This is a genomic window from Rhizobium croatiense (genome assembly GCF_019793465.1).
Taxonomy (GTDB): domain Bacteria; phylum Pseudomonadota; class Alphaproteobacteria; order Rhizobiales; family Rhizobiaceae; genus Rhizobium; species Rhizobium croatiense.
The window spans coordinates 1-18478 of the sequence record NZ_JAILYJ010000035.1; the positions used below are offsets into that span (position 1 = coordinate 1).

An 18478-nucleotide genomic window follows, 5' to 3' on the forward strand; every position below is an offset into this window, starting at 1 on the left:
GACCCTGCGCGATGTCCACCGGTTCGGCTTTGAGACGCTAGGCAAGCTCGCCGAGACCGGCACGAAAATGGTCGATGACGCTATTGAAGTTATCGAAACCTATCCCGACGTGGCGCGGGCATCATGAAATCAATTTTCGAGGAAAGAGATCATGTCAGACATTGTGGAGCAGCTGAAGAAGGTCCGCAAGCTGCAGTCCCGCGCCGCCGCTGCGAAGATGGAGTTGCACGATCTTGCCGAGGACCTTCCGATTAATTGGGCTAGAATCAAGACCATTGCAGGAGAGACGTTCGACGCCTTCGCCGAGTTGAACGCTGCGAAGGAAGAGCTCGCTGCATTGGAGAATTCACGATGACTGGCCCTTTCGTCACGCGCGACGGCTCCAGCTGGGTGCCGGAGTACCTGACCTGCATCGATGCTACAACCTGCATCGGCTGTGGCCGATGCTTCAAAGCCTGCTCTCGCGAAGTCATGCACCTCTATGGCGTCGGTGAAGCGGGTGAAATCCTCGGCATCTGCGACGACGAGGAGGAAGACTTCGATGGCGAGCTCAATCGTATGATCATGGTTGTCGATGAGGCCGGCCGCTGCATTGGTTGCGGCGCCTGCGCGCGCGTCTGCCCGAAGAACTGTCAGACCCATGTCGCGGCAGACAAGGTTACTGCGTGATCTCGCGAACAAGTCAACGCTGTTACCTTCAGATCGTTTGTTGTCTCCTGCTGCTCGTCGTCTGCGCAAACGAACGAACGTAGTTACTTCGTGTGGCATTCCATCCACAAAGTTAGCGCTGCGATGGTGGCTAGTTCGTCGCTTCTTTCAATAGGACTTTTTTAAAAGCGCGAAGTGGCGATCGCTGTCTCGTCGCCCTCGGCGATGAACTTATCCGGTTGCCAAGGCAGATGCCCCGCGATTGGATCGCCACAGATCGTGCCGTTCGTGTCCCATGCCTGATCCGCGGATGCGGCGGTTCTAATCAATGGCGGCCGGTGCAAAGAAGGCACTGCAATTGCACGCAATGTCTCGCGCAAGCTGACCGTCAAGGTAAGCACCAGTGCGCAGCTGACGGAGGCACTTGCGGCGAGGACCGCAACGCCACTTTCCACCCCGCAGGCTCAATACGATCCGACACAGGACGATCCTGAGCGCGGTTGAATTACATGCTAATTCCCTTGTCCCCAGCGCAACCGTCGACATTTCTCGCAAATGTCGGGCATCCGCCACTTTTGTCAGGTTTGTCGTGATTGGAACGTTTTGTTCGCCGGTCTCTCCGTCAAATACACATCAACCTGCCCTCAACCCGCCCATTGATAAAAGAAAATCATCTTCTTGGCGCGTCGGAGCAGTTGGCATGGTGTTTGCTGATCCCTGGTTACAAGCGGCAGAAAGCAGTCTGCATGATGCCGGTTCATGAAACGAACGGAACGGAGGCCACCTGACCGTTCGTCATCGGATCCGCGTTCTACCAAGCGGCCATGCATCCGCCGGCGGAAGGGTCAATCCCGATGTCACAGCTTGCAACCAACTCAAAGAGAAGGAAAATGCAATGACCAAGATTTCCGAAAGATCCTTTGAAACGATCGAAAACCCGGGGTCATCGTCGCTCAAGGTGCCAGATCAGTTCGGCGCATCTGTTGAAAAGGGGAACAAGAAGGTGACAGAGGCTCTTTTGAAACTTGCGTCCGGCGCTGAAGCGACACAGAAAATGCTGCCTCCGATCCTCGAAACGACAAGTCTATTCGGCAACGAATTGTGGTGGAAGACGATCGCTGCACTGCAGGCCGACGCCGAGGCCAGCTTCTCACATTTGCAAGCTTTGCTGGGCGCGAATTCGCCGTCGCAGATCCTCGAACAGCAGTCGACCTTTTTCCGCAAGCGCGTTGAGACAAGTTTGCAGCACGCCAAGGAAGTCCGGGTGCTCTCAAGCAGGGCGGTGGAGGAAATCTCAAAGCCGGTCAAGGATGCTTTTGACAAGGTGCTGACGGACCTCAAGGCGACGTAAAACTGAGGAGACCCTAGAAATACCGCGCGGTGATCTGCCCGGTGAAGAAACACCTGAAGTTCGCACTCGCTTCGATGACCGCCCGGTAACCCCGATCTTTCCCATTCATCTTCTGTGCACGGCTGATGCGCGGGACCATGTCTATGGCGCTTATATTCGCGCCCGAATGCAGAGCCCGCTTGAGCAACTCATTGTTGGCTGCGGGATAGAAGAAAGCGATTAGCGTCTTTTCAGGCGACAGCAGGGCGACCTCATTGATCGAGGCGCACCTTGACGATCACGTCGGCGGCCGCGGCGAGGGCCTGTGGAATTGGAAAACGACCACGACTTCCGCGTTTCGGTAGGCTTCGCTCGAGATTCCCGCCGTTAGGCCGGCACCAGTTCCACTGGCGATCAACAAACTATCGCCGGGGGCCAGCGCATGGAGCGAGCCGAAACCGTGGGATGGCTCGACCGGCGACAGCACGCGGACACCAATTTGTTTCACCCGTTTTGCGTATCAGTCATTCTTGCTCATTTCCTTGTGGCACGTCTCTTCGAACAGCCGGGACCGCGGCTCGACCCATGTCAGAACGAGATGTTAGGCGGGTTCGAAAGTGCTGACTTTCACAGCGGACAAAGATCCGGCTGATTCTGGCCTGAGACGTCATCATTGATTTGGGACAAGGAAGCCGGCGCGGCCGGAGGTCATAAAGCATCCTGTTTTGAAAAGGGATGCGAAAATGTCTGATGATCTGATCGCCAAATACGGCGATGCGCGGATTCCGCGTTATACGAGTTACCCGACGGCGGCGGCTTTTTCTGCAGCCGTGGGGCCGGATGAATATGCCGGCAATCTCGCCCATATCGCCGCGGCTGGCCCGGTTTCGGTTTATCTCCACGTCCCGTTCTGCCGTTCGATATGCTGGTACTGCGGCTGCCACACGACCATCACCCGGCAAGACGCTCCGGTCGCCGACTATCTCGACGTGATGAAGGAAGAGATCGAGCTCGTCTCTTTTGCGGCCGGAAACGACGTGCCCGTCAAGTACGTGCATTTCGGCGGCGGCACGCCGTCGGTCATGAAGCCGCAGGAATTTTCGGCTCTAATGGCAAAGCTCAGGAGTGCCTTCACGTTTGAAGCGAAAGCCGGCGTCGCAGTCGAGATCGACCCTCGCACATTGGTCGCCCCCATGATCGATGCGCTCGCCGAAAACGGCGTCGACCGCGCAAGCCTCGGCGTCCAGAGCTACGATCCGATCGTGCAGGCCGGTATCAAGCGGCTGCAATCCTTTGAGCAGACGGAAAGGGCGGTCGCCGGGTTGCGCTCAGCAGGCGTCAGCAGCATCAACTTCGACCTAATTTATGGCCTTCCGAAACAGACTGTCCAATCTTGCATCGAGACGGTCCGGCTGGCTGCAGAACTGCGTCCCGAACGTTTCGCCGTTTTCGGTTACGCTCACATACCCGCTTTTAAGAAACATCAGCGCCTGATCGACGAAGCATCGCTGCCGGACGCAAAACAGCGGAACGAGCAGGCGGAAGTGATCGCCGAGGAGCTCCAGAAGGCCGGATATCTGCGCATTGGGCTCGATCATTTTGCACTGCCGAACGATCAGTTGGCGCTCGCCGCGCGCAACAGAACGCTGAGGAGAAACTTCCAGGGCTATACCACGGATGATTGCGATAGCCTGATCGGCCTCGGCGCATCTGCGATCGGGCGGCTGCCGGCCGGCTATATGCAGAACCACGTGCCTCTCGGCCTCTATGCCGAGCGAATTGCCTTCGGGGTGCTGCCGACCGCCAAGGGATATCTTCTCAGCGAGGAGGACAAGCTTCGGGCGAGGGTCATCGAGAGGCTGATGTGCGATTTCGAAGCCGATCTCGGCCAGTTGAGCAGCGGATCGGGTTTCGACACCGGCTTCCTTGTCGAGCGCAACGACCGTCTCGGCGAGCTCATGGCCGACGGCGTCGTGACGATCAGCGGTGAGCGGATTGTCGTATGCGAGGAGGCGCGCTTCATGGTCCGTGCAGTCGCGGCGGCATTCGACGCCTATTTTAGCTCGCACGGGCACACGCACAGCAAGGCAGCCTAGTACTTGTCGCCGGAAGTGTGCATCGGTTCCGGCGACACGAAACGCATCAAAGGCCGCGCGAGAAGACATCGAGTTCCCGTTTCTCGATCGAGGACCCTGCAGTTATCTTCCCAGGAGTCCCGTCGACAACGGCACGTCGAGGAGGATCGACGTCGCAAGTTCGTGTGAAGCAGGGCGGGCGCACTCACAAATACGGTCATCGGGCCGCCCTGTCACAAGTAGATGGGCGCCCGTATCACCGCCTGGACGTCGAGGTCGTTATCGTCGAGCTTTTCGGCTCATTCAAATACAGCTCGATCTCGGCAGGCCCCGGCCCAGGGTATCGTTGGCGACTGACGTCGAACCTTTAAGGTGGCGTGGGCAAGCGCCGGTCCGCAGAGTTGTGCCCATCGCGATTATGGCGGCCGCGCAGGCGCCTGAAGGAGCCTTTTCGCGAGGTGAGCTACCGAGCGCCACATGATCGACGGCTCTCGCCCTCTCACGAACGCGGTTGTTCGAGCACGTCGAAGGACGAGGCAGGGGTCTCCTAGTTGTAGGACTTGCCTGCCGCGGGGATTTCGATCAAACGTTCGACGGCGCCTTCCGTGCAATTCTTGGGTAACCAGAACGAGACCCCGGGTTTTGGCTGGCATCTCCTTCGCGACTGCCGCGCAAAAAAACGACCTCGTTATATTCGTCGTCAGCGAGATTGCCGCCGGGCTAGTGATCTTGCCCACGCGTTCCTTCACAGGTCTGCCGTGCAGATCATAGCTCTTTTCACAGGCCACATTCACTTTCTCGACGGTCCCACCAGGTTTCGGCATCGGCTTTGCCGACAACCGTGTCCGACCACTGCCTTGGACGTCTTGCCTGACAGCGCCTGGCTCTGCTCGATGCTCACTGAGCATCAGCTGCTCCTGGCGAGGCAAACAGCTGCCACGAAAGCCATCGTCATGGGCTGCGCGGTCATCCGCACCTGCTGTGTCTCACTGGGTGATGTTTGTGAGGTCGGCATCGAGCCGCTTGCGCACCATGTTCGGCACCTTTGCAGTCTTGATCGCTTCGAGATTGGGCGGACTGTCACCCACCTGGATCAGGGCAACCATGCCCATGCCGGAATGTGGGGTGCATTTCAGGACATAGACGCCTGGAACATCGAATTTCGCGCGATATAGCTCATTCGGCTTTGACTTGAAGTCGGCAACGCCATCCGGAATGAGGCCTTTGAAGGTTTCGACGTTGTGGCCCTTGTCGGTGGGGATGAAGGTGACGGTGTCGCCGGGGGCGATCTTCAGGAAGCCAGGCTCGAACACCATCGCGCCTTCCGTGCCTTTGTTGAGCATCCGAACCTGGTGGTCGGCCGCCATCAACGGCGCTGCCGAAACAATCAAGGCTGCCGCTGCAGCGATCAGACCGAATTTTAACCGCATTTGCAAGCTCCTTTTCTGCGAGACCCAATCAGCCTCATGAATGTGTCTTAGCAGATGCCGGAATTGGGCTCTTTGACGCCCGTCAAATTCGGGGAAAAAAGGCAGAAGGTCCCAATTTTTGCCTGCTTGCCCAGCGCCCTTGCGAGGGACATGGCAGCCTGCAAGCGATGTAGGAATCACCGAAGGACAAGCACGCTCGGCGAACGTCGGCGCTGCTGAACAGCTTAGGATTGCCGTGACTGAGCTCATATCGCGTCGAGAAGTTCGCGGAGGGCATGAATGTCGATCCCGCGGCTTGTCGCGTGTGTTGAGGTTTACCCTCTGACAGAAATCCTCGGAAAAATCATCAGTGTCGCCCGATAACCGTACCAGCGGGCAAGATTGACGTTCCGCAGGTCGTGCCTGCCCTCGGGAATAACGATGTTGCGCGACGCAAGTTTCGTAACGGTGTGGGCCAGGGTCTCAATGGTCAGGCCGAGATGATCCGCAATGTCTTGACGATTCATGGAAACGCGCAACGGACCTTGGCGGACGCGGGTTGCGCCGGAATGCAAGCTTCACGATGAAGCTGCAGGGGCGCTCCTCGGCGTTCTTCTTCGGCAACAGCACCATCTGTTCATGCGAAGCGGCCGCCTCCTGCCAGAGCAACGAGAGCTAGGTCGAGCGAGCGCATTAGACCGAGCGACTTCCCCGTGGAAACTCATGTGCGATATCCGGCGGATCTTGCATTTCGTGACGGCCTCAGCCGTAAATAGGAAATCGTTTTGCAGCGACGCGCCGTTGAGATCGCCGGCGAATTGAAGAGCGATTATCACCCGACGATCTTTCGCCGATGATACGAAGCAGGCGCACGACACCTTCTTCCACCTGGACAAGATGGTTGCTTATCACCCTCCCACCAAATCGCCTTACCGGCTGCGACGGCCTCGGCCGCCGAGCCTACGAACAGCGAAGAGAGGGATTGGCCGGCATGTATGGCTTCGCGCCCCTTCGCGCCATTGTCGAACGCGTGGTTGTTCTGCACAGCATCTTCATCGCCCCTTGTGGCAGTGGGTGCGGTAGAAAGCAGCTGCGTCACACGGGAGTAAGCGGGCGGTGCCAAAGGGGGAAGTTTGCAACAGAGTGTAACAACGTCGGTTCGTCCACCGCTTCCAGTCCGCTTGTTGATGTAGATCAAGGAGCCGTTCCCGTCTTCGTGACAGTCCTGCCTCGAAATCCGAGAAAGCCGGCCGCGAGGCGGTCGTCTGCGCACTGGAGACGACATCATGAATTACACGACAGAAACGATGGTGATCGCGGTCGCAGCGTTTCTGGCGCTGCTCGCGGCCGCATTCGCGCACGATCATCTGTTTGCAGTCCATATGGGTATACTTTGCCTCTGCCTGGTTGCGGGAACGCTGCTGCTTGTCAGAAACGCAGAGTTTTCGCCGACGGGCCAACAGCGCAAAACAGAGCTTACGGGCTATTGCGACGAGGTAATCCGCTACGGCCTGATCGCTACGGTGTTCTGGGGCGTCGTCGGCTTCCTCGTCGGCGTGATCATCGCGCTGCAGCTCGCCTTTCCCGACCTCAACATCGCGCCCTATTGGAATTTCGGAAGATTGCGGCCGGTTCACACATCGGCGGTGATCTTCGCCTTCGGCGGCAACGCGCTGATCATGACATCCTTCTATGTGGTGCAACGCACCTGTCGCGCGCGTCTCTTCGGAGGAACACTCGCCTGGTTCGTCTTCTGGGGCTACCAGCTGTTCATCGTGATGGCTGCGACCGGCTACGTGATCGGCATCAATCAGTCGCGCGAATATGCCGAGCCCGAATGGTACGTCGACCTGTGGCTTACCATCGTCTGGGTCGCCTATCTGGCCGTCTATCTCGGAACGATCCTGAAGCGCAAAGAGCCGCATATCTACGTGGCAAACTGGTTCTATCTCAGCTTCATAGTCACCATTGCGATGCTGCATGTGGTCAACAACCTCGCTGTTCCGGCGTCGTTCCTCGGCTCCAAGAGCTATTCTCTCTTCTCCGGCGTCCAGGATGCACTCACCCAATGGTGGTACGGCCACAACGCCGTCGGCTTCTTCCTCACCGCCGGCTTCCTGGGGATGATGTACTATTTTGTGCCGAAGCAGGCCAACCGGCCGGTTTATTCCTACCGGCTGTCGATCATCCACTTCTGGGCCCTGATCTTCATGTATATCTGGGCCGGCCCGCATCATCTGCATTACACGGCGCTGCCTGACTGGGCGCAGACGCTCGGAATGGTCTTCTCCGTCATGCTCTGGATGCCCTCCTGGGGCGGCATGATCAACGGTTTGATGACCCTTTCGGGCGCCTGGGACAAAATTCGCACCGACCCGATCATCCGGATGATGATCGTCGCCATCGCATTTTATGGGATGTCGACCTTCGAAGGCCCGATGATGTCGATAAAGGCTGTCAATTCGCTCAGCCACTATACCGAATGGACGATCGGTCACGTGCATTCCGGAGCACTTGGCTGGGTGGGTATGATCACCTTCGGGGCGATATACTACCTGACGCCGAAACTGTGGGGGCGCGAGCGCCTCTACAGCCTGCGGATGGTCAACTGGCACTTCTGGCTCGCGACGCTCGGGATCGTGATCTACGCCGCGGTGCTCTGGGTCGCGGGCATCCAGCAGGGGCTGATGTGGCGAGAATACAATTCCCAGGGCTTCCTCGTCTATTCCTTCGCTGAAACGGTCGCGGCGATGATCCCCTATTACGTGCTGCGTGCCGTCGGCGGAGCACTCTACCTAGCGGGTGGCCTCGTCATGGCCTGGAACGTGTTCATGACGATCCGCGGCCACCTGCGCGACGAAGCGCCAATCCCGACCAGTTTGGTGCCCCAGGCACAGCCTGCCGAGTGAGGTGAGACATGGCATCGTTACTTGATAAACATAAGACCCTCGAGAAGAACGCGACGCTTCTTCTGGTCGGCTCGCTGCTGGTCGTCAGCATTGGCGGCATCGTTGAAATCGCACCGCTGTTCTACCTGCAGAACACGATCGAAAAAGTGGAAGGCATGCGGCCCTACACGCCGCTAGAGCTCGCCGGACGGAACATCTACATCCGTGAAGGCTGCTATCTCTGCCACAGCCAGATGATCCGGCCGTTCCGTGATGAGGTCGAACGTTACGGCCATTATTCGCTCGCCGCGGAATCGATGTACGACCACCCGTTCCAATGGGGATCCAAGCGGACAGGGCCCGATCTGGCCCGCGTCGGGGGGCGTTACTCGAACGAATGGCACGTCCAGCATCTCGCAAATCCGCGGGCCGTGGTGCCGGAATCAATCATGCCGAGCTACGCCTTCCTCGAAGAGAAGGAGGTGACGGTCAGGAGTATCGGAGAGGACCTCAAGGCCAATGAGGACGTGGGCGTGCCTTACAGCGACGACATGCTGGCGAATGCCGAGGCCGACATGAGAGCCCAGGCCGATCCGAACGCGGACACGGCGGCTCTACTCAAGCGCTACCCAAATGCGAATGTCGGCGATCTCGACGGCGATCCAACCCGGCTGACCGAGATGGACGCGCTGGTGTCCTACCTGCAGATGCTCGGAACGCTGGTTAATTTCTCGACCTATGACGACGCGACCGGCTACCGGTGAGGTGATCCATGGAAACTTACACTGCAATGAGACACTTCTCCGACAGCTGGGGCCTCCTGGCAATGGCCGCATTCTTCGTCGGCGCGGTCATGCTCACCCTTCGCCCAGGTAGCAAGCAGACGGCCAAAGATGCCGCCGATATTCCCTTGAAGGACGATTGAGATGTCGCAAAAGCATATCGATGAACTGAGCGGCGTCGAAACGACGGGTCATGAATGGGACGGCATCCAAGAGCTCAACAATCCCATGCCGCGCTGGTGGATCTGGACCTTCTACGTGACGATCCTCTGGGCGATCGGCTACGCCATCGCTTACCCGGCCATCCCGATGATCACTTCCGCCACTAACGGCTATCTCGGTTATTCAACGCGCGCCGAGCTGCAGCAGGACCTCAATCTCGCTAAGTCATCGCAGACGGAGTTCCATGACCTGATCGCTGCCAAGACAGTGGAGGAGATCGACGCGGATCCTGCTCTTCGTAAATTCGCGATCGCTGGCGGCGCATCCGCTTTCAAGGTGAACTGCGCGCCCTGCCATGGATCGGGAGCGAGCGGCGGTCCGGGGTTTCCGAATCTCAACGACGACGACTGGCTGTGGGGCGGGGATCTGAATGCCATCCAGGCCACGATCTCTCATGGCATCCGCTTCGACGGCGATACGGATAGCCATTCCTCCGAAATGCCGCCCTTTGCCGGTGTTCTGGAGCCCATCCAGATGAAGCAGGTCGCCGCCTTTGTCTGGGGGCTGACCAATACGCCCTCGGATGTCGGTCTGGCGGCGGCCGGAAAACAGGTTTTCTTCGACAATTGCGCCCCATGTCACGGCGAGGACGCCAAAGGAAAGGTGGAAATGGGTGCGCCGGATCTCGCCGACGCAATCTGGCTGAAGTCGCGGGGTGAAGACGCCATCCTTCGTCAGGTTGCCTCTCCCAAACATGGCGTAATGCCTGCCTGGGCAGCGCGCCTGGGGGACACAACGGTAAACGAGCTTACTATTTTCGTTCATGCGCTCGGCGGCGGCACGTAAGGAGAAAAGACATGACAGCCCACGACCGCAATCCGATCCTCCCTCTCTACGGCGCGCCGCGTGCTGTTATCCGATCGCGTGTCTCAGCCCGCGCCCAACAGATGCCTGCGTCTTCGGAGCAGGACGACCCGGCAAAAATCGGCAATTCGATGGTGAGTTTGATCTGCCTCAAAGACCACAAGCAGACGAGCCGATAGTTTCAGCTCCTGTGGAGGACGTCCCAGCGGTTTCTCCGCCGCTGTCCTCCGGCCACGCCCTTACTCTGGGGCGTGGCCTTTTCGCTTCTGCACGGTCGTTCTTGATCTGCATCAAGGAACGGATCCGCCACGGCTGGGAAAAGAGTGGTGAAAATCGGACAGGTCCTATGAATCTCTATACCCGCCCTAATCTAAATGACATTGACCACGTTCGCGTCGAACCCGTCAACGCCCGGCGCAACCGCCAGTCTCTCTATGCGCCGCGCAAGAAGATCTTTCCGAAACGAGCCGAAGGGCCCTTTCGCCGGTTCAAATGGGTCTTGATGCTGCTCACGCTTGGCACATATTACCTCGCGCCGTGGATTCGCTGGGACCGCGGTCCCTATGCGCCCAATCAGGCAATCCTCGTCGACCTCGCCTCGCGGCGCTTCTTCTTTTTCTTCATCGAGATCTGGCCGCAGGAATTCTACTATGTGGCGGGCCTGCTCGTCATGGCGGGCTTCGGCCTCTTTCTCCTCACCGCCGCTGTCGGCCGCGCCTGGTGTGGCTATGCCTGTCCGCAGACCGTCTGGGTCGATCTCTTTATCGTCGTCGAACGCGCCGTCGAAGGCGACCGAAACGCTCGGATGAAGCTCGATGCCGACCCCTTCACTTTCGACAAGCTCAGGAAGCGGGTGATCAAGCACGCGATCTGGTTGCTGATCGCCGTCGCCACGGGCGGAGCATGGATCTTCTATTTTGCCGACGCGCCGAGCCTGGCGGCTTCACTGTTTGACGGCAGCGCTCCTGCCGCTGCGTATGCCACGATCGCCACCCTGACCGCGACGACCTATGTGCTTGGCGGCCTCATGCGCGAACAGACATGCACCTATATGTGTCCGTGGCCGCGCATTCAGGGCGCGATGCTGGATGAGAATTCGCTTGTTGTCACCTACAACGACTGGCGGGGCGAGCAGCGGTCGCGCCATGGCAAGAAGGCTCAGGGTCTGCCGGTGGGCGATTGCGTGGACTGCAATGCCTGCGTCGCCGTCTGCCCGATGGGGATCGACATCCGCGACGGCCAGCAGATGGAATGCATCACATGCGCCCTCTGCATCGACGCCTGTGGCGGCGTCATGGACAAGCTCGGGAAGCCACACGGCCTGATCGCCTATGCGACGCTCAAGGAATATTCGAGCAACATGTCGCTTGCTACTGACGGAGGACGGACAGCCATCCAGCCCTCCAATGTCCGAAACGACGACGGAAGCTTCATGCCAGCTGTCCGGAATTTCGACTGGCGCATCATCTTCCGCCGAAGAATTGTCTTCTACGGTGTCGTCTGGGCATCGATCGGCGTCGCCATGGTCGTCCATCTCGCCTTACGCGATCGGCTCAGGCTCAACGTTATCCACGACCGGAACCCTCAATATGTTCTGGAAAGCGACGGCTCCATCCGAAACGGCTACACGCTGCATGTCCTCAACATGGTGCCGAAGCCGCGGGACGTGACCATCACCCTCGTCGGGCTGGAGGGGGGCACAATGCGCATTCCCGAGTTCGGCAGGCAGGATGCCCGCAGCTTCACCGCTCACGTCGAACCCGACGCGGCCACGACGCTCAAGGTCTTCGTCACGCGCGCCCCAGACGGGGCAGAGATCAACGAATTCCTCTTCGTCATCGAAGATATAGGTCAAGACGCAGGTCAAGCCGACCGGGCGAGCTATCGCGCCGCGTTCAACGCGCCGGGAGACGTGAAATGAAGACTTCTACTCAGGGCTTTACCGGCTTGCACGTGCTGCTTGCCACCTCGGCATTCTTCGCCGTAGTGATCGCCGTAAACGCCACCATGGCCTTCTATGCTGCGTCCAGCTGGAGTGGCATCGTCGTGGAAAACACCTATGTGGCCAGCCAGGAATTCAACACCAGGGCGGCAGCGATGAAGGCAATGGCCGCCTCCGGCGTCGAGGGCGCGCTCGTCGTTAAGGGCATCCAAATCCGTTACGACATCCACGACAAGGCCGGCACGCCTGCGATCATCGATGATGTCACGCTGAACTTCAAACGGCCCGTCGGCGATCATGAGGATTTCCGCGTGACGCTCCGGAAGACGGGCGAAGGGCGGTTCGAAGCCGATCACCAGGTTGTCGCCGGCGACTGGATCGTCGAGGCCATATCGAGAATGAACGGGGCGGTCGTCATGCATGAGGCCAAACGCTTCGACACCGCGGAGTTCCGCCAATGACCTGCTGCTCGATGGATGCGGAAAGCGTTCTCGGCCTCAGCGCGACATCCGCCAGCGCCGAGGAGGTATGCCTTGCAAGCCACCCGCTCGGGGCAGGGTTACGCCAGATCGACCTCAGCGTACCCGACGTCCACTGTGGCGGCTGCATATTGACCCTCGAAAAAGCGCTGTCGGCGCTTGCGTTCGTCAGGAAAGCCCGGGTCAATCTCACCGCCCGGCGTGTCACCTGCGTCTATCAGGAAGAGATCGAGGCGAAGGCGACCGATCCCTCCGAAATCCTCGCCGCGATCACCTTGGCCGGATACCGCGCCCATCTCATCACGTCGACAGCACCCGAAACCGACAGGATCCGGAACCAGCTACTGCTGGCGATTGGAGTTTCCGGCTTTGCGGCCGCCAACATCATGATGCTCTCGGTGTCGGTATGGTCGGGCGCCGATGCGGCCACGCGCGACATGTTTCACTGGATCTCGGCGATGATCGCGGCGCCGGCGCTGATTTATGGTGGACGCTTCTTCTTCAAATCGGCCTGGAGCGGGCTCAAGCGTAGGCGCACCAACATGGATGTTCCGATCTCGCTTGCAGTGACGCTGTCCTATGCGGTCTCCCTATGGGAAACCATGCACCATGGCGAACATGCCTGGTTCGACGCGTCGGTGTCTCTGCTGTTCTTCCTGCTGATCGGCAGAACCCTCGATCATGTAATGCGGGAAAAAGCCCGCGCCGCGATCAACGGGCTTGCCAGACTGGCGCCGCGCGGGGCGCAGCTGATGATGCCGGACGGGTCGCGGCACTACATCCCGGTCGAAGAGATCGCCGTCGGGGATAACATCGCGATTGCCGCCGGCCGACGCATTCCCGTCGATGGCATGATCGTCAGCGGCGAGAGCGATGTTGACCTCTCCATCGTCACCGGTGAAAGCAGCACGGTCGCCGTCGCCGCAGGCAGCGCGCTGAATTCGGGTGCGATGAACCTGACCGGTTCGCTCGTCCTGCGGGCGACCAAAGTGGCAAGGGATTCGCTTCTTTCCGAGATCATCGGCCTGATGGAAGCGGCCGAGGGCGGCAGGGCTCGTTATCGCCGGGTCGCCGATCGCGCCGCAGCACTTTATTCTCCCGCCGTGCACCTGTTGGCGCTGGCTTCCTTTCTCGCCTGGGGCTTGCTTGGGGGCGATTGGAAACAGGCCATGCTGGTCGCGGTCGCGGTGCTGATCATCACATGCCCCTGCGCATTGGGCCTTGCTGTACCGGTGGTCCAGGTGGTCGCCGCCGGCGAACTTTTCCGCAGGGGCATCGTGGTGAAGGACGGTTCGGCGCTCGAAAGACTGGCCGACGCGGACATGGTGGCCTTCGACAAGACCGGCACCCTGACGATGGGCCGGCCCCGCCTCGTCCGAAGCGACGCGATCGCGGGCAATAGCGCCATCGTTTGCGCAATGGCGGCGCATTCACGGCATCCGCTTTCCCAGGGTCTGGTGCGGGACATAGACATCTCTTACCCCTTCGCCTTCGACAGGGTCACGGAAATCGCCGGCGGGGGGCTGGAAGCCTGGAAAGGAGCGGACTTCTATCGGCTCGGCAACCGGGCCTTTGCCTGCGGAACCGGGCTCACGCCCGCGGGCGATACTCCGTTTTCGGAGGTGGTCCTGTCGAAAAACGGCGTCGATCTCGCCCGTTTCCTGTTTGACGACACGCTTCGTCCGGGCGCCGCCGAGGCTTTCCGCCAGCTCGCTGCAGCCGGTATCGAAACGCTGATAGTATCCGGCGACAGGCAGGCCGTCGTCGACAACACAGCGCGGGCTCTCGGTATCGGCAAAGCTCTGGGCGACCTGGCGCCGAAACAGAAGGTCGAGGAACTCCAGAGGCTGGGCGCCGAGGGCTATCGTGTGCTCATGGTCGGCGACGGGATCAACGACGCACCGGCGCTGGCCGCCGCGCAGGTCTCGATGGCGCCCGCAACCGCATCCGACGTCGGCAGGCAAGCTGCCGACCTTATCTTCTTCAACGATCGTCTCGATGCCGTTCCTGAGGCAATCGCCGTTGCGCGAAGATCCGCCAGCCTCATTCGACAGAACTTTGCTCTCGCCATCGGTTACAACGTGCTTGCGGTACCGATCGCAATCGCCGGCCTGGCAACGCCGCTGATAGCGGCGGTGGCCATGTCGACTTCGTCGATCATCGTCGTGACGAATGCGCTGCGATTAAATGCCTTCGGCAGGCGCCCCGGCCTACGGAGCGAGCCGCTTGCCGGCGGACGTGCGGAAGTTGAAACCACATGAACATGCTGATCTATCTGATGCCGATCGCACTGCTGATGGGGGGAATGGGTCTCCTGGCGTTCCTCTGGTCGCTGACGAGCCGCCAGTACGACGACCTTGAAGGAGCAGCTTGGCGAATCCTCGTCGAGGACGAAACCGATTGCAAAAGACCTTGAACCGCTCACGGCCGAAACGAAAGGAAGATCGATGCTATCGAGACATCCCATACTTTTGCGATCTGACCTGTTTCACGGCCTGGACAAAGCAAGGATAGAAGAACTGGCCGACACGGCTCAGTTCCAGATCTTCGCACCGGACGAGCGGATTATCGCCGAGGGCCAGCAGGCGTCGTTCGTCTATTGCGTGATGCGCGGCTTCGTGCGACTTTCGAAGTCGGAATCCGCGGGGCGCCAGGCAGATATCTGCATCTGCGAACCGGGCGAGACGTTCGGCGAATATCTCCTGTCGGGAGGCGGCTCCTACACCTACAGCGCATGGTCCGCCGACGGCGCAGAGGTCGCGTTGTTCGACCTTGTGGAGTTGCGGGCGCTTGCCGACCGGGACCCCGTCATGCGTCGCAACGTGATGCGCATCATGGCCCGGCATCTGCTCGGTGCCATGGATTGCATAGCGGGAGACCGGCTGCACACGGCTGCACAGCGTGTTGCGAATTACCTCGTCAGCCGCTGCCCGGCCTCAGCATCGCAGGCCACCTTTCGCCTGCCTTACCGGAAGAGAATTCTGGCCGGCAAACTGGGGGTTGCGCCCGAAGCCCTTTCGCGGGCTTTCGCTGCCCTCGGTCCTGCAGGGGTCGAAGTCAGAGGCAGGGTCGTCGTGGTCGACAGCGTCGACCTGCTGCGGAAGGCGTGCTGACCTCGGGGTAGGGCGATAACCGCGCCGGAATTCGACCGCCGTCAATGTGGCGATCGCTTGCTCCGTTATGGCCAGGCGCAAAATGTACCAGGACGTCATGCTCATCGGGATTGTTCTTGTCATCTCGACTGTTTTCATCGCTTGCTTCAGGCCTTGTCCGCATCAACGGTGGCGCTGACGACACATGCGGATACCGTCGGACTGGCGGGCTTAATAGGGAAGTGCAGACGAACGGGCGCAACGAGCACCAACATGCGACGGAGAGCGTCCGGCGTTATTCTTCGAGGAGCAGGGCCGTCGCGAGATAACCCATGCTGATGGTGCTTGCGAAGAGGTAGATGAACAGGCCCTGCGCGAGATAACTCTCAACCGTGCCTGCCGCGGCAAATCCATTTTGCCAAACGAAGAAGCCCACGGCGGATCCAATTGCGAACCCCGTCGCCAAACGCGTGAGCATGAACCTGATCATGCGAGGCATGGCACCACCTCAGACTTACTCATTACAAATGGCCGGGCAACGGGAATGGTGGCTGGCCAATTGAGTTTTGTCAACGACTGGCGCAAGCCGTCATGCAAGCAGCGGCGGGAGCCGGAGACTACAACAGTGCATCTTCTGTCTTTCGCAGCCGGCGTTATCACGCCTGCGAATGCGTCGAGGCTGAGGGAGTTGCGAGTTGCAAGGACGATGCGCGCTAAGGACCTAGCGCGGCGGCGGCTTCTGTGGTCGAGCGGTTTGCCAGACGTGTCGGGATGCGGGAATAAAGAACGGCTCCGGCCACGCCCACGACCGCATAGAGCACGAACATCAGCTTGATGGCAATCTGTCGACCAAGCCCGACGAACGCCCTCGCATCAGGCAGGGCGTCGGCTAAGGCGCCGACGAGGCTGTGGCGCGCGAACGTCCTCGTCCCATCGGAATCGCCGACGTGCGAGCTTGCTATGCCAATGATGCGGGTCGAGCGCGCGGTGCCGTTTCCACTCACCGAAGGCGCCCAATAGCTACCCTTCACAACAATGATCCAGCAAGCCTTTGGACGCGCTAGAGCAAGTCCTGCGATCGATGAATCGATTGTGATGTGACGGCGTCCATCGATGCTGATTCAAACATCCACAGAGAAGAGGTGGATGATGGGACAAGCACTGAGCGATGATCTTCGAATACGGGTTTTGAAAGCGTCTGCGGCCGGCATGTCGGCTCGACAGGCTGCGGCTCGTTTCGGAGTTGGGATTTCGACGGCGATCCGCTGGATTGCAAGAGCGAAAGAGGGTGAGTTAACTGCTCGGCCACAGGGCTGGAGACGACCTTCGGCAGTGGATGCACACGAGGAATTCGTTGTCGCGTTGATCAACGAGCGTAGGGATGTGACGCTCGATGAGATGGTTGAGCGCTTGTCCGTCGAGCGGCAGGTGAAGATCAGCCGCAGCGCACTTGGCGCTTGGCTTCGAGGCCGCGGATGGACCTTTGAAAAAAGACCGCCCACGCACTGGAGCAGGACCGGCCGGATGTCCTAAAGCGCCGGCGTGTCTGGTTCGACGGCCAACTGGATCTCGATCCAGAAAAGCTGATCTTCATCGACGAAACCGGCCTTTCGACCAAGATGGCACGGCTACGCGGACGTGCACTTCGAGGTGAGCGTTGCCGAGCTGGCGTGCCACATGGCCATTGGAAAACAACGACCTTTACCGGAGCGTTGCGCCTCACTGGGATGACCGCGCCGTTTGTCTACGATGGCGCCATGAACGGTAATTGTCTTCCTGGCTTACGTCGAACAGGTATTGGGGCCTACCCTGGAGATCGGCGACGTGGTGGTCATGGACAACCTACCGGCTCACAAGACAGCGGGTGTACGCGACGCCATCGAACGTGTCGGCGCCACGCTCATGTTCCTGCCCCCTTACAGCCCAGACTTCAATCCGATCGAGAACGCCTTCTCCAAACTGAAGGCGATGCTGCGAGGTCGGGCAGAGCGAAAGATTGACGCCCTCTGGGATGCAGTTGGCGCCCTGATACCCCGCTTCACCCCCGCAGAATGCGCCAATTGCTTCAAGGCTGCTGGATATGATCCGGATTGAACAGGATTTGCTCTAGACGCTAGGAGAGGATGCGCCCCCGCCTTGTCTCGTCGCGTGCTGCGCCCACATCGCGATCCAGTGAACACCTCTCCTCAATCCTGCGAGGGCGCCGAGAATTTGTTCAGCGGAGTGCCGGTTCATCAAGCCGGCTCATGCTCGGACGATTCATCAGTCAAGATCAAGCGAGTCGGATCTTTCAAGTCAAACTCAATAACACGTGGCACGAAGAGACGGGCATAGCGCGTGAAGGCGCTGGCCGGCGGAAAGCGAATTACCGTATCGCATCGGGCGAGAAGGTACATCTCTGTAAGAGCAGAGATACCGCCGTCCACTCCGAGCGATGCACTGTGTAATGGCCGGCCTGGGCCGCCTGAAAGCATTTCGGGATAGTGATTGATCGGGAAATACACCGAGTAAATGGTCCCGTACCTGCGCGCTGTCCGTACACAAGAAAACCATCACAGGGCGTCGATGCGGTATCGCTTTGGCCTTTTCGATGGCAGTGCACACTGACCTGCCACTGAGAATTTCCTCCAGAATGGATTAGAGTCCGGCCCATTGATCTGAACCCTTCAAACTGGACCAATTTTGGTTAGAGTTTTCCGGTGCATTTTCCTGGCTGGGAAAGGGACCAGAAGACGATGAAAGCGTCGCAGTTTTCGGACGCTCAGAAGGCGTTCATTCTGAAGCAAGGTGATGAAGGCGTGTCGGTT

Annotated in this window: 20 protein-coding genes and 3 pseudogenes; 16 read left to right on the plus strand and 7 right to left on the minus strand. The window is 59.5% G+C overall.

Going from position 1 to position 18478, the window contains the following annotated elements:
* The 3 genes from K6M89_RS30095 to fdxB all read left to right on the plus strand — a co-directional run.
* Positions 1-127, plus strand: a 127-nt coding sequence (locus K6M89_RS30095; protein WP_222135247.1) for a DUF269 domain-containing protein, incomplete at its 5' end; no start/stop codon positions are given.
* 24 nt (positions 128-151) lie between these two features.
* A complete protein-coding gene (locus tag K6M89_RS30100) occupies positions 152-355 on the plus strand; it encodes a CCE_0567 family metalloprotein (RefSeq protein ID WP_009991124.1) in 204 nt (67 codons plus the stop codon).
* Positions 352-669, plus strand: coding sequence for a ferredoxin III, nif-specific (gene fdxB / locus K6M89_RS30105; RefSeq protein ID WP_004677870.1), 318 nt, complete (start codon positions 352-354; stop codon positions 667-669). The genes K6M89_RS30100 and fdxB overlap by 4 nt, the downstream gene beginning before the upstream one ends.
* Positions 670-830: 161 nt before the next feature.
* Here the strand turns inward: fdxB and K6M89_RS30110 are convergent, their stop codons facing one another.
* Complete coding sequence (locus K6M89_RS30110; RefSeq protein ID WP_225880317.1) at positions 831-1040, minus strand: hypothetical protein; 210 nt, start codon at positions 1038-1040, stop codon at positions 831-833.
* Positions 1041-1543: 503 nt separating this feature from the next.
* On the opposite strand from K6M89_RS30110, the gene K6M89_RS30115 reads away from it, so the two are divergent.
* Positions 1544-1999 (plus strand): phasin, encoded by a 456-nt coding sequence (locus tag K6M89_RS30115; protein ID WP_012489581.1) that lies wholly within the window; start codon positions 1544-1546, stop codon positions 1997-1999.
* A 13-nt stretch (positions 2000-2012) separates the two neighbouring features.
* On the opposite strand, the gene K6M89_RS30120 is transcribed toward K6M89_RS30115, so the two are convergent.
* On the minus strand, positions 2013-2258 hold the full coding sequence (locus K6M89_RS30120) for an NAD(P) transhydrogenase subunit alpha (protein ID WP_309506698.1): 246 nt from the start codon (positions 2256-2258) through the stop codon (positions 2013-2015).
* Positions 2259-2721: 463 nt separating this feature from the next.
* On the opposite strand from K6M89_RS30120, the gene hemN reads away from it, so the two are divergent.
* A complete protein-coding gene (gene hemN / locus K6M89_RS30125) occupies positions 2722-4074 on the plus strand; it encodes an oxygen-independent coproporphyrinogen III oxidase (protein ID WP_004674397.1) in 1353 nt (450 codons plus the stop codon).
* A 965-nt stretch (positions 4075-5039) separates the two neighbouring features.
* Here hemN and K6M89_RS30130 read toward each other — a convergent pair.
* The gene (locus K6M89_RS30130) at positions 5040-5483 is read right to left on the minus strand and encodes a pseudoazurin (protein WP_004674399.1); all 444 of its coding nucleotides are present in this window, start codon (positions 5481-5483) and stop codon (positions 5040-5042) included.
* A 306-nt stretch (positions 5484-5789) separates the two neighbouring features.
* A pseudogene (locus K6M89_RS30135) lies at positions 5790-6507 on the minus strand (cyclic nucleotide-binding domain-containing protein); the annotation flags it as partial.
* Between the two features lie 241 nt (positions 6508-6748).
* Between K6M89_RS30135 and ccoN the strand changes: the two are divergent.
* From ccoN to K6M89_RS30180, 10 genes are all read left to right on the plus strand, one after another.
* On the plus strand, positions 6749-8371 hold the full coding sequence (gene ccoN, locus K6M89_RS30140) for a cytochrome-c oxidase, cbb3-type subunit I (protein WP_004674403.1): 1623 nt from the start codon (positions 6749-6751) through the stop codon (positions 8369-8371).
* A gap of 8 nt (positions 8372-8379) precedes the next feature.
* The gene (ccoO, locus tag K6M89_RS30145; protein ID WP_004674404.1) at positions 8380-9114 is read left to right on the plus strand and encodes a cytochrome-c oxidase, cbb3-type subunit II; all 735 of its coding nucleotides are present in this window, start codon (positions 8380-8382) and stop codon (positions 9112-9114) included.
* 8 nt (positions 9115-9122) lie between these two features.
* Positions 9123-9275, plus strand: coding sequence for a cbb3-type cytochrome c oxidase subunit 3 (locus tag K6M89_RS30150; protein ID WP_004674411.1), 153 nt, complete (start codon positions 9123-9125; stop codon positions 9273-9275).
* A gap of 1 nt (position 9276) precedes the next feature.
* Positions 9277-10140 carry a cytochrome-c oxidase, cbb3-type subunit III gene (gene ccoP / locus K6M89_RS30155; protein WP_004674413.1) on the plus strand — a complete coding sequence of 288 codons (864 nt, stop codon included), beginning with the start codon at positions 9277-9279 and terminating at the stop codon, positions 10138-10140.
* Positions 10141-10151: 11 nt separating this feature from the next.
* Entirely contained in the window at positions 10152-10337 is a 186-nt protein-coding gene (locus K6M89_RS31395; RefSeq protein WP_004674416.1) for a hypothetical protein, read from the plus strand.
* Between the two features lie 167 nt (positions 10338-10504).
* The gene (gene ccoG, locus K6M89_RS30160) at positions 10505-12079 is read left to right on the plus strand and encodes a cytochrome c oxidase accessory protein CcoG (protein ID WP_004674417.1); all 1575 of its coding nucleotides are present in this window, start codon (positions 10505-10507) and stop codon (positions 12077-12079) included.
* Positions 12076-12561 carry a FixH family protein gene (locus K6M89_RS30165; protein WP_004674419.1) on the plus strand — a complete coding sequence of 162 codons (486 nt, stop codon included), beginning with the start codon at positions 12076-12078 and terminating at the stop codon, positions 12559-12561. The genes ccoG and K6M89_RS30165 overlap by 4 nt, the downstream gene beginning before the upstream one ends.
* Entirely contained in the window at positions 12558-14840 is a 2283-nt protein-coding gene (locus tag K6M89_RS30170; RefSeq protein WP_004674422.1) for a cation-translocating P-type ATPase, read from the plus strand. Before K6M89_RS30165 ends, K6M89_RS30170 begins: the two co-directional genes overlap by 4 nt.
* A complete protein-coding gene (ccoS, locus tag K6M89_RS30175) occupies positions 14837-14995 on the plus strand; it encodes a cbb3-type cytochrome oxidase assembly protein CcoS (RefSeq protein ID WP_004674425.1) in 159 nt (52 codons plus the stop codon). Before K6M89_RS30170 ends, ccoS begins: the two co-directional genes overlap by 4 nt.
* A gap of 31 nt (positions 14996-15026) precedes the next feature.
* Positions 15027-15692 (plus strand): Crp/Fnr family transcriptional regulator, encoded by a 666-nt coding sequence (locus K6M89_RS30180; protein WP_004674428.1) that lies wholly within the window; start codon positions 15027-15029, stop codon positions 15690-15692.
* 274 nt (positions 15693-15966) lie between these two features.
* On the opposite strand, the gene K6M89_RS30185 is transcribed toward K6M89_RS30180, so the two are convergent.
* Both K6M89_RS30185 and K6M89_RS30190 read right to left on the minus strand, forming a co-directional pair.
* The gene (locus K6M89_RS30185; protein WP_004674430.1) at positions 15967-16170 is read right to left on the minus strand and encodes a hypothetical protein; all 204 of its coding nucleotides are present in this window, start codon (positions 16168-16170) and stop codon (positions 15967-15969) included.
* A 214-nt stretch (positions 16171-16384) separates the two neighbouring features.
* Entirely contained in the window at positions 16385-16702 is a 318-nt protein-coding gene (locus K6M89_RS30190) for a hypothetical protein (protein WP_018247218.1), read from the minus strand.
* Between the two features lie 118 nt (positions 16703-16820).
* Between K6M89_RS30190 and K6M89_RS30195 the strand changes: the two are divergent.
* Positions 16821-17765, plus strand: a pseudogene (locus tag K6M89_RS30195) (IS630 family transposase).
* Between the two features lie 140 nt (positions 17766-17905).
* Here K6M89_RS30195 and K6M89_RS30200 read toward each other — a convergent pair.
* Positions 17906-18281 (minus strand): annotated as a pseudogene (locus tag K6M89_RS30200) (nodulation protein NodZ); the annotation flags it as partial.
* Between the last annotated feature and the right edge of the window lie 197 nt (positions 18282-18478).

Coding starts and splice junctions, on each gene's coding strand:
- K6M89_RS30100 (WP_009991124.1), top strand. CDS start 152: ATGTCAGACATTGTGGAGCAGCTGAAGAAGGTCCGCAAGCTGCAGTCC.
- fdxB (WP_004677870.1), top strand. CDS start 352: ATGACTGGCCCTTTCGTCACGCGCGACGGCTCCAGCTGGGTGCCGGAG.
- K6M89_RS30165 (WP_004674419.1), top strand. CDS start 12,076: ATGAAGACTTCTACTCAGGGCTTTACCGGCTTGCACGTGCTGCTTGCC.
- ccoS (WP_004674425.1), top strand. CDS start 14,837: ATGAACATGCTGATCTATCTGATGCCGATCGCACTGCTGATGGGGGGA.
- ccoG (WP_004674417.1), top strand. CDS start 10,505: ATGAATCTCTATACCCGCCCTAATCTAAATGACATTGACCACGTTCGC.
- K6M89_RS30170 (WP_004674422.1), top strand. CDS start 12,558: ATGACCTGCTGCTCGATGGATGCGGAAAGCGTTCTCGGCCTCAGCGCG.
- K6M89_RS30115 (WP_012489581.1), top strand. CDS start 1,544: ATGACCAAGATTTCCGAAAGATCCTTTGAAACGATCGAAAACCCGGGG.
- K6M89_RS31395 (WP_004674416.1), top strand. CDS start 10,152: ATGACAGCCCACGACCGCAATCCGATCCTCCCTCTCTACGGCGCGCCG.
- K6M89_RS30150 (WP_004674411.1), top strand. CDS start 9,123: ATGGAAACTTACACTGCAATGAGACACTTCTCCGACAGCTGGGGCCTC.
- ccoO (WP_004674404.1), top strand. CDS start 8,380: ATGGCATCGTTACTTGATAAACATAAGACCCTCGAGAAGAACGCGACG.
- K6M89_RS30180 (WP_004674428.1), top strand. CDS start 15,027: ATGCTATCGAGACATCCCATACTTTTGCGATCTGACCTGTTTCACGGC.
- hemN (WP_004674397.1), top strand. CDS start 2,722: ATGTCTGATGATCTGATCGCCAAATACGGCGATGCGCGGATTCCGCGT.
- ccoP (WP_004674413.1), top strand. CDS start 9,277: ATGTCGCAAAAGCATATCGATGAACTGAGCGGCGTCGAAACGACGGGT.
- K6M89_RS30185 (WP_004674430.1), bottom strand. CDS start 16,170: ATGCCTCGCATGATCAGGTTCATGCTCACGCGTTTGGCGACGGGGTTC.
- ccoN (WP_004674403.1), top strand. CDS start 6,749: ATGAATTACACGACAGAAACGATGGTGATCGCGGTCGCAGCGTTTCTG.
- K6M89_RS30130 (WP_004674399.1), bottom strand. CDS start 5,483: ATGCGGTTAAAATTCGGTCTGATCGCTGCAGCGGCAGCCTTGATTGTT.